The 13,125-nt window shown below is 61.8% G+C and carries 10 protein-coding genes and 1 tRNA gene; 9 read left to right on the forward strand and 2 right to left on the reverse strand.

Annotated features, from left to right (window positions below):
* Positions 1 to 10 precede the first annotated feature (10 nt).
* Positions 11 to 87 (forward strand) — tRNA-Met (locus AC07NT_RS15880).
* Positions 88 to 160: 73 nt separating this feature from the next.
* On the opposite strand, the gene AC07NT_RS15885 is transcribed toward AC07NT_RS15880, so the two are convergent.
* Positions 161 to 2,047 (reverse strand): O-linked N-acetylglucosamine transferase, SPINDLY family protein, encoded by a 1,887-nt coding sequence (locus AC07NT_RS15885; protein ID WP_498600178.1) that lies wholly within the window; start codon positions 2,045 to 2,047, stop codon positions 161 to 163.
* 307 nt (positions 2,048 to 2,354) lie between these two features.
* Between AC07NT_RS15885 and AC07NT_RS15890 the strand changes: the two genes are divergently transcribed.
* Positions 2,355 to 2,594 (forward strand): hypothetical protein, encoded by a 240-nt coding sequence (locus tag AC07NT_RS15890; RefSeq protein ID WP_498600177.1) that lies wholly within the window; start codon positions 2,355 to 2,357, stop codon positions 2,592 to 2,594.
* An 85-nt stretch (positions 2,595 to 2,679) separates the two neighbouring features.
* Positions 2,680 to 4,011 carry a tRNA (N6-isopentenyl adenosine(37)-C2)-methylthiotransferase MiaB gene (miaB, locus tag AC07NT_RS15895; protein ID WP_498600176.1) on the forward strand — a complete coding sequence of 444 codons (1,332 nt, stop codon included), beginning with the start codon at positions 2,680 to 2,682 and terminating at the stop codon, positions 4,009 to 4,011.
* Here the strand turns inward: miaB and ffh are convergent.
* Entirely contained in the window at positions 4,008 to 5,378 is a 1,371-nt protein-coding gene (gene ffh / locus AC07NT_RS15900) for a signal recognition particle protein (RefSeq protein ID WP_498600174.1), read from the reverse strand. The two genes, miaB and ffh, sit on opposite strands and share 4 nt — an antisense overlap.
* 999 nt (positions 5,379 to 6,377) lie before the next feature.
* On the opposite strand from ffh, the gene ltrA reads away from it, so the two are divergent.
* The 6 genes from ltrA to ampD all read left to right on the forward strand — a co-directional run bounded on the left by ltrA (position 6,378) and on the right by ampD (position 13,066).
* Positions 6,378 to 8,093 (forward strand): group II intron reverse transcriptase/maturase, encoded by a 1,716-nt coding sequence (gene ltrA / locus AC07NT_RS15905; RefSeq protein WP_498600173.1) that lies wholly within the window; start codon positions 6,378 to 6,380, stop codon positions 8,091 to 8,093.
* Between the two features lie 105 nt (positions 8,094 to 8,198).
* Positions 8,199 to 9,008, forward strand: a complete 810-nt coding sequence (locus tag AC07NT_RS15910; RefSeq protein WP_498600172.1) for a cytochrome C assembly family protein — start codon at positions 8,199 to 8,201, stop codon at positions 9,006 to 9,008.
* A complete protein-coding gene (locus tag AC07NT_RS15915) occupies positions 9,005 to 9,232 on the forward strand; it encodes a PP0621 family protein (RefSeq protein WP_498600170.1) in 228 nt (75 codons plus the stop codon). Before AC07NT_RS15910 ends, AC07NT_RS15915 begins: the two co-directional genes overlap by 4 nt.
* The gene (locus AC07NT_RS15920; RefSeq protein ID WP_498600168.1) at positions 9,233 to 10,966 is read left to right on the forward strand and encodes a two-component system sensor histidine kinase NtrB; all 1,734 of its coding nucleotides are present in this window, start codon (positions 9,233 to 9,235) and stop codon (positions 10,964 to 10,966) included.
* Complete coding sequence (locus AC07NT_RS15925; RefSeq protein WP_498600166.1) at positions 10,963 to 12,441, forward strand: sigma-54-dependent transcriptional regulator; 1,479 nt, start codon at positions 10,963 to 10,965, stop codon at positions 12,439 to 12,441. The genes AC07NT_RS15920 and AC07NT_RS15925 overlap by 4 nt, the downstream gene beginning before the upstream one ends.
* 28 nt (positions 12,442 to 12,469) lie before the next feature.
* Positions 12,470 to 13,066, forward strand: a complete 597-nt coding sequence (ampD, locus tag AC07NT_RS15930; RefSeq protein ID WP_498600164.1) for a 1,6-anhydro-N-acetylmuramyl-L-alanine amidase AmpD — start codon at positions 12,470 to 12,472, stop codon at positions 13,064 to 13,066.
* Positions 13,067 to 13,125 lie beyond the last annotated feature (59 nt).

Raw genomic sequence — 13,125 nt, forward strand, 5'->3', positions numbered from 1 at the left:
TTGCGCCTTCGGTGATATAGCTCAGTTGGTTAGAGCGCAGCATTCATAATGCTGATGTCGGTGGTTCAAATCCACCTATCACCACCAGACACGAAACCCCTGCAGGCCCGCTTGCAGGGGTTTTTTATTGCGCCCATGAAATGGCCATGCATGACAGAGGTCAGACTGTCAATTGAATGTGGTCAGGTGGCAGTCCCTCCAAGGAACGTTCATGCATCCGCTGATATGCCTGCTCCAAGTTGCGAGTGAAGGAGCGGGAATCAAACAACGATTTGGTAGCCCGGTGCCGACTTAACTTGTGCTTGATATGCTGCAAAAGTTGCGGCTTTGTTGCCAACTCAATGGCGAGGTCCTCATATTCTTTCTGCGATGAAGTGATCAATTCCGGGAGATCCAATGCCGTGAGCACGCTTGCTGCCACCCGGCTTGCAAAAGATTCCCCCATGCGTGTGAGCACGGGCAACCCGGCCCACAAGGCATCGCTGGCCGTAGTCCCAGCGTTGTAGGGGAAGGTGTCGAGGAAAAGATCGGCGACCCGGTAACGGGCAAGGTACAGCGATCGTTCGACCCGACCCGCGAAAACCAGCCGATCGGCTGCAACCCCGCTCTTGCTGGCTTCTTGCCTGAGATTCTCAGCTACCTGGGGATTGTCTGCATAGAGAAACAAGACACTCCCGTCCACACGCGACAGAATCCGCATCCAGGCACCAAAGGCTTCCGGGGTGATCTTGTAGTTGTGATTGAAGCAGCAAAACACGAAACCGGTCGGGGGAAGCCCAAGCTCATCACGGGTGTAATTTTTGTCTGCGATCTGTCGCTTGGAATCGTTGGCTTGGTAGCTAGGCAAATAGACAATTTTCTCAGCGTAGCCGTCACGGTATGCGTCGGGGATGATCGTCTTATCAGCTATCAGATAATCAATAAAGGACACCCCCATCGTCCCAAGGTAGCCCAGATAACTGACCTGCACGGGCGCCGCCCGCAGGGCGAACACCCGCGTTCTGGCATCTTCGGTGTACCCCCCCAGATCAACCGCGATGTCGATCCCCAAGTCTCGTGACAAGGCCACCACCTCGGCATCGGTCTTTGCATGGCAATCCATGAACCGATCAAATGCCGCGGCGACACGTTGTCGTACCTTGTCCTCCGTGTCAGGAGAAAAAGCAAAACCTATCACTTCAAAATGCGCGCGATCATGTAGCTCCAAGGTCTCTACCAGAAGATGGGAGACTGGGTGATTACGGAAATCGGCCGAAAAATATCCTATGCGTATTTTTTTGCTGGCGCGAGACAACCTCTGCATGCCGCCAGACGCCGCAGATAAGGAAAATTGATGAGCCGCGTAGATTTCTGCCGCCTTGCGCTGTAGAGACAATCTCTCAGTCAATGCCAAAAGTGGGAAAGGCATGCAAACCATCTTGCCTTGCTCCAGATGCTCAATGAGCCTAGGCAGATCCGTCGCCAGGGTTTCCCAGTCACAGGTACGTACTCGCGCGTGAATCAGCGCGCCTTGAAGATATTCTTCTTCGGGATCCAACTCAAGGCTCTTGCTGAAACCGTCTGCCGCCGCCTGATAGCGTTTAAGGCCGAAAAGTATTGTCGCGAGACTATTCCAGGCCTTGGAAGACTGCGGGTTCAACGCAACTGCCTTGCGCGCAGCCAACTCCGCCTGATCAAATCTTTTCTGGTGTGCCCGCAGTTTCGCCAGGTTGACATAAGGAAAGACAAAAGTCGGAACCAGCGTCAGCGCGCGTTTCAGACACCGTTCCGCCTGCTCATGCGCCAGCAATTCAATGAATCTAAGTCCGATGCTGTTTTGGGCGTTCGCATCGTCCCATGCACATGCGCTGGCCTCCTCCAAAGCTCGTATGGCCTCAACACGCTTTTCTACCCCCCCCAAGGCGACGCCCAGGTTAAACCAGGCCTCTGGCAGTCGAGGGGCCAACTCTATGGCTTTCTTGCTCCACCAAATGGCTGTGGCAAATTCGTGCTGCGCGTTGGCTACGTGTGCCGTATTGATGCAATGTGCAATGAATTCCTCGTTCATTTTTCTCCTACTGAATGGGAATTTTCCCATGTCGCCCAGCGCCAAGGTTTCTGGACTCCCAAATGTGTCTCATGCTGCTCGAACCGCAAGGCCATGCCGACCACAGTTATAGTTGGGACTTGTCTCGTTACCGTCCCCCAGCCTCTGGATAAACACCATGAACCGCTGTCTACAGTCATTCTCCCTCGGTCTCCGCCACAAGGGTTTGGGGCTTGCCACCGCCGGACTCCTTGTCTTCGGCAACGCCTCGGCCCAGACCTCAGACCCCCAACGCATTCCCCCCATTTCTATCAGGGCGCAGCGTGGTGTGCTGCAGGTTGTGGCACCGCCCGAAGTCCTCATGGACGGCCAGCCGGCGCGCCTTGCACCTGGCGCACGCATCCGCGACCGCAACAACCTGATGGTCGTCTCCGGCGCACTGCTTGGACAGGAGCTGGTGGTGCGCTACACACGTGACCCGCTGGGACTGATCCATGAGGTCTGGGTTCTCACGGCCAGCGAAGCTGCTGCGGGCGCGCCGCCGCAGCCGGCTCCCACGCAGTACTGACCCTCTTTGCCCGCTGTTGCGGGTGCACGGCGGAGGCCATGCCTCCTGTTGCCATCACCGCAGCGCTCTCTTTCAGGAGCTCATCATGAGCAAAAAAGTTTTCATCAAGACCTTCGGCTGTCAGATGAACGAGTACGACTCGGACAAGATGGCCGATGTGCTGGGCGCCGCCCAAGGCTATGAGCCCACACAGGATGTGGAAGAAGCCGACCTGATCCTCTTCAACACCTGTTCGGTGCGCGAGAAGGCGCAGGAAAAGGTGTTTTCCGACCTGGGCCGTGTGCAGCACCTGAAAAAGAAGGGCGTGAAGATCGGCGTGGGCGGCTGTGTGGCCAGCCAGGAAGGGGCCGAGATCATCCGCCGAGCCCCCTATGTGGACGTGGTGTTCGGCCCCCAGACTCTGCATCGCCTGCCCGAGCTGCTGAACGCGCGCGAGCTGCAGAACCGGCCGCAAGTGGACATCAGCTTCCCCGAGATCGAGAAGTTCGATCATCTGCCGCCCGCCAAGGTCGATGGCGCCACGGCTTTTGTCAGCATCATGGAGGGTTGCTCCAAATATTGCAGCTATTGCGTGGTGCCCTACACACGCGGCGAAGAGATACACCGCCCCTTCGAGGACCTGCTGGTGGAAATCGCCGGCCTGGCCGACCAGGGCGTGAAAGAAGTCAACCTGCTGGGCCAGAACGTCAACGCCTGGCGAGCCCCCATGGGCGGCACGGCCCAGGTTGCCGACTTCGCCACACTGCTCGAATACGTAGCCGATATCCCCGGCATCGAACGCATCCGCTACACCACCAGCCACCCCAACGAATTCACGCCCTCACTGATCGCGGCCTACGAAAGGGTACCCAAGCTGGTTAGCCATCTGCATCTGCCAGTGCAGCACGGCAGCGACCGCATCCTGATGGCCATGAAGCGTGGCTATACCGCGATGGAATACAAGAGCACGGTGCGCAAGCTGCGCGCCATCCGCCCCGGCATGTCGATGAGCAGCGATTTCATCGTCGGGTTTCCGGGTGAGACAGAGGAAGATTTCGGCAAGATGATGAAACTGATCGAAGACGTGGGTTTCGACAACTCCTTCAGCTTCATCTTCAGCCCGCGCCCCGGCACGCCGGCCGCCAACCTGCACGACGATACGCCGCACGAGGTCAAGCTGCGGCGTCTGCAGACACTGCAAGCGGTGATCGAGAACAACCTCAAGCAGATCAGCGCCAACCGCGTGGGCACCGTGCAGCGCATCCTGGTGGAAGGCCCGTCCAAGCGCGATTCCAGCGAGCTGATGGGCCGCACCGAGTGCAATCGTGTGGTGAATTTCAAGGCACCACAAAGACTGATCGGCCAGATGGTTGACGTGACCATCAGCGAGGCCCGGCACTACAGCCTGCGCGGAGAGATCGTGACGGTGGCTGCCTAGAAAGGCATGCCGGGCATGCCTTTGCCCTTCATGCCGCCCAAGCGTTTCATGAGCTTCATCATGCCGCCGCCCTTCATCTTCTTCATCATCTCCTGCATCTGCTCGAATTCCTTGAGCAGACGGTTGACGTCCTGAACCTGCACGCCAGCGCCAGCGGCGATACGGCGCTTGCGCGTGGCCTTGATGAGTTCGGGCTTGCGTCGCTCCAGCCGGGTCATGCTCTGGATGATGCCTTCCTTGCGGCGCAGATCCTTCTCGACCTTGTCGGTGTCCACCTGGCCGGCCTTGGCGGCCATCTGGGCAGGTAGCTTGTCCATCAGGCTGGACAGGCCGCCCATCTGCTTCATCTGCTGCAATTGGGCCAGAAAGTCGTTGAGATCAAAGCCTTCGCCGCTCTTGACCTTGGCGGCCAGTTTCTGTGCCGCCTCCATGTCCACGCCCGCCGTGACCTGTTCAACCAAGGCCACGATGTCGCCCATGCCCAGCACGCGGCCGGCGTGGCGCTGGGCGTCGAAGACCTCCAGCCCATCGATCTTTTCACTGGTACCGGCGAACTTGATCGGCACGCCCGTGACGGCGCGCACCGACAGGGCAGCACCGCCACGGGAGTCACCATCGGTCTTGGTCAGGATGACGCCGGTCAGCGGCAGGGCCTCCTTGAAGGCCCGGGCGGTGTTGATCGCGTCCTGGCCCTGCATGGCGTCGACAACGAACAGCGTCTCGACCGGGTTCAGGACGGCGTGCAACTCGCGGATCTCGCGCATCAGCGCTTCGTCAATGGCCAGGCGACCGGCCGTGTCGACCAGCAACACGTCGAAGAAGTGCCTCTTCGCATAGTCCAGCGCGGCGCGCGCGATGTCGACCGGTTTCTGCTCGGGCGTGCTGGGGAACCACTCGGCGCCGGCCTGCGCCGTGACGGTCTTGAGCTGCTCGATGGCCGCCGGCCGGTAGACGTCGCCGGAGACAGTGAGGACCTTCTTCTTGCGCTTTTCGATCAGGTGGCGCGCTAGCTTGGCCGTGGTGGTGGTCTTGCCAGCGCCCTGCAGGCCGGCCATCAGGATCACGGCCGGCGGCTGGGCCGCGAGGTTGATGTCGGCCACACCCTCGCCCATGGTGGCGGCCAGTTCGCGGTTGACGATGCCCACCAGGGCCTGGCCGGGCGTGAGCGAGCCCATGACCGCCTGGCCCAGGGCCTGGTCCTTGACGCGCGCAATGAAGTCACGCACCACGGGCAGGGCCACGTCAGCCTCCAGCAGGGCCATGCGCACCTCGCGCAGCATGTCGGCCACGTTGGATTCGGTGATGCGGGCCTGGCCGCGGATTTCCTTGACCAGGCGGCTGAGTTTGTCGGTGAGGGCGGAGGCCATGGGTGTATTCCGGTAGACGATGGGACAGCTGCGACTACCGGCGATTGGCTAGGGGCTAAACTGTATCCATGGTGCGACTCGATGTCGCTTCATTCGGCCCCAAGTGGCCGTCTTTCAAAAGAAGGATTCCCCCTCTGAGAAGAGGCGAATTCTACCCTCGTGAGAGGGGTACAAAGTAGCAGTCAAACGGCTCTATTTAGCGGGTCAATTGGATGGGCAACACCCCCAAAACGGCCTGAAATATCCCCTCTCGGGAGGATATTTCGTTGCAAAAAGAGTCTCTGTTACAACTGTTACATCTTCGGATTTAGCAGTACTTTGGAAGGAAGCGTTACCGCTTCCGCTGTCTTGTTTCCTACGAAACCGCCTCTGGAACGAGGCGTCCTTCACCGCACGTGCATCTGGAGCAATCTGGATGTGCGGAGCTGCGGTTAAACGTCCCGTGCTCACGCACACAGGCCTCACGCGAGTGGGGCCGACCTGCTTAACAAGACTGCAGGGAGACGAGAAGGAAAAGGGTACGGGAAATGTAATGTGAACTTGCGCTTGAACCGTCGTTAACAGTAAGTAGCTAACGCTTGTCTCCAACTCTGGTTGGGAGCTACGGCCAAAACGGCAACCGACCTGAGCCAGCCTGTCATGGACTGCTGGCTGTTCCCACCGCGTCGGCGGCGGATAGCAAGTCCCTAACCCCATCACCCCGGCTGCCGCCGGGTTGGGCAGCGGAAGAAACGAGGTAAACCCCACTCATCGCCCGTCCACAAGGACTGGGCAACCGAAGAGTAATCAACGGCGTTGATGGAGGGGGCAGAGGAAGAGGTAGAAAGCGAAGGCCGCTCGGTAATCGAGCGGATAGGGTCAATGACCTACGGCGAAAGCCGGCCAACTTACCTCAGGTGCGACGACGTGAGCCGCCGCGACTTTAACAACGACCCAGAGGGTATCTGACCCTCTGGGTCAGTGCCTTCTTCAATGGGTTCAACCTCATCGGAGAATGGTATGGAAAACACCGGTATCGGTGCTGCGTCTCCGAACGGACCGCTTGATTGGCATTCCATTGATTGGAAGCACGTCATGATGTTCGTCGGGAAGGCGCAGATGCGCATCGCGCAGGCAGAAATGGGTAGGGACTTTCGAAGGGTCAAACGGCTCCAACGAAACCTTATCCGCTCCTGGCAGGCCAAGGCATTGGCGGTTAGGAGAACAACTGAGAACCGAGGGAAGCGGACGAGTGGCGTCGACCGCGTACTCTGGGATACGCCTCAGAAGAAATGGAATGCGGTTGGATCACTGAACCAACCTGGATACCGGGCTCGCCCCCTGCGGCGGGTCTACATCCCAAAAGCGAATGGTAAAGAGCGCCCCCTAGGCATCCCCACCATGCTGGACCGAGCAATGCAGGCTTTACACCTGCTTGCTCTGGAACCCGTCGCCGAATGCGCGGCCGATCCGAACTCCTATGGGTTCCGGCGAGGCCGTTCCACGCACGACGCACGGCAGCAGCTATTCGTGTCTCTCGCCCAAACGGCTTCGGCCAAATGGGTTCTGGACGCGGATATCGAAGGGTTCTTTGACCACATCAATCACGAGTGGTTGCTCCGCCACGTCCACATGGACAGGGCGGTGCTGCGCAAGTGGTTGAAAGCAGGAGTAGTCGACAAGGGTCAACTCCACCGCACGGAGGAAGGTACGCCGCAAGGCGGCATCATCTCTCCGGTGATCGCGAACATCACGTTAGATGGGTTAGAGCGCGACCTCGCCTCGTTCCTCCGAACGACTATGGGGAAGACTCGGGCCGCTGGCGTGAAAGTGAATCTGGTGCGATACGCCGACGACTTCGTGGTAACGGGCAACTCCAAGGAGTTGTTAGAAGCCACAGTCCGACCTTGGATCGAAGCATTCCTGCGCGAGCGGGGACTGCGACTGTCCGAAACGAAGACGCGCGTTGTGCATATCGACGACGGGTTCGACTTCCTTGGGTGGAACTTCCGGAAGTACTCCGGAAAACTGCTCATCAAACCCAACCAGAAAAACGTCAAGGCGTTTTACGGAAAGGTCAGGGAGGTCATCGCCAAGTCACTCTCCAGAGAACTGAAGGAGACGCTCATACAGCGCCTGAACCTCTCCCTCAGGGGATGGGCTCAGTACCACAAAGGCACGGTGGCGAAAGCTACCTTCAATCGACTCGACCACCTGATCTTCTGGCGGTTAATGAGATGGGGGAAGCGGACGCATCCTCGCGAAACGTCCAAATGGGTGTTCACCCATCACTGGAAGCGAATCGGGGACCGCAACGAGTTCGTGGCGAATACCACGGACCGCTGGGGTCAGCCAACACAGCTCCGGCTGTTTCGGCTGGCCGACACCCGTATCGTGCGACATGTGAAGGTGAAGGGGGACTACAACCCCTTCGACCCGACCTGGTTGGTCTACGGCGAGCAGCTACGCGTGCAACGGATGTCCAAAGATATCTGGGACCACCAACGCTGCTCCCTCTGGTTAGACCAACGGGGTCGGTGCGCTCTCTGTGAGCAGGCAATTGATCTTGACAGTGAACGGGATGAGGACCACCACCTCGTCCCGATTGAGCTTGGAGGTAGCGACGCGCTATCCAACCGGGTTCTGCTGCACAGGGTCTGCCACAAGCGTGTCCACGCCCTTGGCTTGAAGGTTGTCAAGCCGGTCCCCAGCACGGGGGACTTTAATCTGGTGTGATGGACGAGGGTTGCTCCCTTAGACTCCATCTCAACAGTGGTCGTGCGTGAGCCGTATGCTGGGAAACTAGCACGTACGGTTCTTTGGGGGGGATATCATCGCAAGATGGTGTCCCTACCCTCCATTTTACCCAGTGCCTCCCCCACCGGCATGGTCTTGGCCGTACTGGCCGCTGCGGCCTATGCCGCCCCGGCCGCCGGCCGCCTGTCAGCGGTGGCGGCACGCCGCATGGTGTTGCTGGCCTGGCTGGTGCACGGTCTGCTGCTGGGCTGGGGCCTGTTGGGAGACAGCCCGCGTTTCGGTTTTGCGCCGGCGCTTTCCGTCACCGTCTGGCTGGTGGCAGCGGTCTACGCCATCGAAAGCCAGATCTACCCCCAATTGCAGACCCGCTGGGCTCTCTCGCTCCTCGGCGCCGGCGCCGTGCTGCTGGCCCTGGTCTTTCCCGGACAGCCCCTGCAAGCCAATGCCTCGGCCTGGTTGCCCCTGCACTGGGCACTGGGCATCGCCTCCTACGGCCTGTTTGCCGTGGCCGTGGTACATGCCCTGCTGATGCTGCGCGCAGAAGAGCGCATCCGTCAGGCGGCCGATCCCCACAGCGGCCTGCCCCTGCTCACATTGGAACGCCTGACCTTCCGTTTCGTCGCCGCCGGTTTCACGCTGCTGTCGGCCACCCTGCTGGCCGGCCTGCTCTTCGATGAGCAGCTCTACGGCCTGGCCTGGAAATGGAGCCACAAGACCGTGTTTTCCGTATTGTCCTGGGGCGTCTTTGCCGTGCTGCTGATCGGCCGTGCGCGTTTTGGCTGGCGCGGCTGGCGCGCCGCGCGCCTCCTGTTCACAGGGGCCGGCCTGTTGCTGCTGGCCTATGTAGGCTCGCGCTTCGTGCTCGAGATCATTCTGGGACGCAGCACCTCATGAAGTTCCTGCTGTTCCTGGCCATCGTGCTGCTGGCCGTCTGGCTCTGGCGCTCGGGCCGCCGCAGCGACAGCCGTTCCGACCAGCCCGCAGCGCCTCCGCCACCCGGCCCGCAGGAGATGGTGCGCTGCGCCCACTGTGGCGTACACCTGCCGCACGGTGATGCCGTCGTCGGCCGCATAGGCCTGTACTGCAGCAACGAGCACCGTCAGAACGCGGAGCCTTGAATGGATCCGCGGGACAACGTGCATTCCTGGTTCGGCCCCTCGCTGCTGGACGAACGGCTGGAAGCCCCCGAAGAACAGCAGGAGTTCAAGCGCCTGTGGCTGGGGTTCATGACGGCGCGTGTCACGCTCGGCCTGGTGCTGCTACTGCTGCAGGCCACCCTCTATGCCCTGGGCCAGGCCGCCAACATCTGGCTGGTGCTGCTCAGCGGCGTCTACTTCACGGCCACGCTTATGGTGCGCGTGGCGCCACGCCCGCGCCCTTTGGGCCAGACCTTCGACCAGTCCTGGCTCTCCAGTATCGGCGTCGACGTGCTGGTTTTCACAGCCCTGCAGCTGCTGCATGGCAGCAGCATCAATTACACCCCGCTGTATGCCCTGCCGGTGCTGCAGGCCGCCGTGCTGGGCTCGCTGACCCTGTCCATGGGCACGGCCGCGGGCATCACCCTGCTGCTGCTGCTGCACAGCGCCTGGCAATCACTTCACCGCCCAGGGGAGGCCACCCCCTTCTTCATCCAGGCGGCACTGACCGGCGCGGGCAGCTTCGTGATCGCCTTTCTGGCCCACCAGCTCTCGGCCCGCCTGGCCAGCGAGCAGCAGCGCGCCCTGCGCAGCCAGCATGCCATGCGCATCCAGCAGCAGGTCAACGATCTGGTGATCGAAGCGCTCACGGACGGCATCCTGGTGGTGGACGTGCGCGGCACCGTGCATGCAGCCAACCCGGCGGCGCGCCAGATGCTGCAGGCTGACGAACGGCCGCTCAAGCACACACCTTTCAACCTGGCCGGTGAACCCGGCTGGCAGGCGCTGGCCGAACTGGCCTTTCAGGTCTTCACCGGGCGGGGTGATTTCCACCATGCCGACATCGGCATCGAGCACGTCGGACAGGGCAATCGGCGCCTGCGGGTACGCACCCGGATGACTGCGGCCCATTGGGGGGAAACCGAGATCCTGTGTGTCATGTTCCTGCAGGATCTGCGCGAGATGGAAGCGCGCATGCGCACCGAGAAGCTGGCAAGCATGGGACGCATGTCGGCCGCCGTAGCGCACGAGATCCGCAACCCCCTGGCCGCCATCACCCAGGCCAACGCCCTGCTGGAGGAGGACATCAAGGATCCACGGCATCTGCGCCTGACCCAGATGGTGCGACAGAACGCCCAGCGCCTGGACCGCATCGTCGACGATGTGCTCAATATCTCCCGCGCCGGCAAGCAGGTCTCCAACTTCGAGTCACGCGTCCTGGAACTGACCCCCAACGTGCAACGCATTTGCCTGGACTGGGCCCAGCAAAGCGACAGCAGCGCCATGCTGGCCCTGCACCTGGCGCCCCATCCCTTGCGGGTGTATTTCGAGCCGGAGCATTTGCGCCGCGTGCTGGTCAACTTGCTGGACAACGCCCGGCGCTATGCCCGCCAACTGCCCGATGCGATCCAGGTCCATGTCCGCGCCGACGCCAGCGGGCAGGCCCTGCTGGCGGTCTGGAGCGACGGCCCGCCCATGGACCCTTCGGTCGAACAGCATCTGTTCGAACCCTTCTTTTCCTCGGAAAGCCGCTCCAGCGGCCTAGGCCTGTATATTTGCCGGGAATTGTGCGAGGGACATGGTGCCGCCATCGGCTATCACCGCGCCCGCCGCATTGCCCGCGACACCCTCATGGACGGCAACGAATTTTTCATCACCCTGCGCCTGGCAGCGCCCGTTCCGCGGCCCGGTGTACGCACGAACGCTGCGCCATGACCACGCCAGCCACCACTGCCAGCCCGCACATCCTGGTCGTCGATGACGAACCCGATCTGCGCACGCTTTACGAGTTGACGCTGCTGCGCGAGGGCTACCGCGTCGATGTGGCGGAGACCGTGGCCGACGCCTGGAATCACCTGCAGGAACAGCGTTATGCGGTGCTGATCACCGACATGCGGTTGCCCGACGGCCTGGGCATCGAGCTGATCCAGCGCCTGCGTGCCCAGCAGCGCAACGAGCGCTGTGTGGTCATCACGGCCTACGGTTCGGCGGAAAACGCCGTGGAGTCCCTCAAGGCCGGCGCCTTCGACTACCTGACCAAGCCCGTCGATCTGCGCCAGTTTCGTACCGTCATCGCCTCGGCCGTGCAGGACGCCCCCCCGCACCGGGCCGTTGAGGTACCGTCGCCCGCCCCCTCCAGCTCGCGCGCAGAGCCCCCCACCTCGGCCGCCGATGCGGCCCTGAAGCGCCTGGTGGGCAACTCGCCTGCCATGCGCCAGGTGCGCGAGCGCATCCTCAAAGTGGCCCGTAGCATGGCCCCGGTATTGGTATGTGGTGAGTCCGGCACGGGCAAGGAGCTGACGGCCCAAGCCCTGCACGCAAGCAGCCACCGCGGCGCGGGCCCTTTGGTGGCCGTCAACTGCAGCGCCATCCCGGAAAACCTGCTCGAGACCGAATTCTTCGGCGTGCGCAAGGGCGCCTACACCGGAGCCAATCAGGATCGTGAAGGCTATTTCCAGGCCGCGTGCGGCGGCACCCTGTTTCTCGACGAAATCGGTGACCTGCCCCTGTCCATGCAATCCAAGCTGCTGCGGGCCATCCAGGAACGCTGCGTGCGGCCCGTCGGCGGCACGCAGGAAGAGACCGTGGACGTGCGCATCGTCAGCGCCACCCACAAGAACCTGGCGCGCGAGGTTCAGGAAGGGCGTTTCCGCCAGGACCTCTACTACCGGCTCAACGTCATCGAGATCGATATCCCGCCACTGCGCGAGCGCCGTGAGGATCTGCCTGCGCTTTGCGAAACCCTACTGGCACGCATCAGTCGGGAGTCCGGCCTACCGGTGCCCCGCTTGCACCCCGAAGCATTGGCGCAATTGGCCAAGCACCCTCTGACCGGCAATGTGCGTGAGCTGGAAAACCTGCTGCACCGCGCCATGGCGCTCAGTGAAGGCGGCGATCTGAGCTTCGACAGCATCGACACCACACCAGACATCCTGGACCCGGCAGCTTCGGATCTGTTGCCCACCGTGCCCGGCGTGCTGCCCCCCACGTCAGAGCACCCGGCCCTGCCTGCCGACCTGCAGGGCCATCTGGACCGCCAAGAACGCGACATCCTGATCAAGGCGCTGCAGGAAACCGGGTTCAACCGCACGGCAGCAGCGGCCAAGCTGGGCCTGAGCCTGCGCCAGATCCGCTATCGGATCGCCCGCCTGAACATCGACACGCCGCAGGGCAACGATTCCGGGGCATGAACACCACCCGGCCGCCCGAAAGTGCCCCATGAGCAAACCACCTGCTCTGGCACACGACCGCCTGTGGGACGGCGGCTGGTACCGCTACGCGCACCGACTGGATTCGCCCAACTTCGGGCCACGCCCACCGGGGTCTGCGGTGGACCTGATCGTCATCCACTCCATCAGCCTGCCACCAGGGCAGTACGGTGGCGACGAGGTACAACGCCTGTTCACCAACACCCTGGACTGGAACGCCCACCCCTACTTCAAGAGTATCGAGGGTATGCAGGTCTCCTCGCACTTTTACATCCGCCGCAACGGCGAGCTCTGGCAGTTCGTGAGCTGCGAAGACCGTGCCTGGCATGCCGGCGTGTCCAGCTACCGCGGGCGCGAGAACTGCAATGACGATTCGATCGGCATCGAACTCGAAGGCCTGGAAGGCAACACCTTCGAGGCTGAACAGTACGAAACCCTGGGCAGCCTGTGCGCTGCCCTCGGGCAACGCTACCCGGTACAGCACATCGCCGGGCATGAGCACGTGGCGCCCGGTCGCAAGGCCGACCCCGGCCCCGGCTTCCAGTGGCCGGAGTTGCGGCGATCCCTGGGCTGGTCATCTCGGTACTTTCCCGAAGACGACGCCTGAGCCACGGGCCCGTGCCCGGCCTCCGCAACAGGGCTTGGAAACCGGTTCGCGCACCCGAT

The sequence above is a fragment of the Hylemonella sp. GW821-FHT10B10 genome, assembly GCF_059415585.1.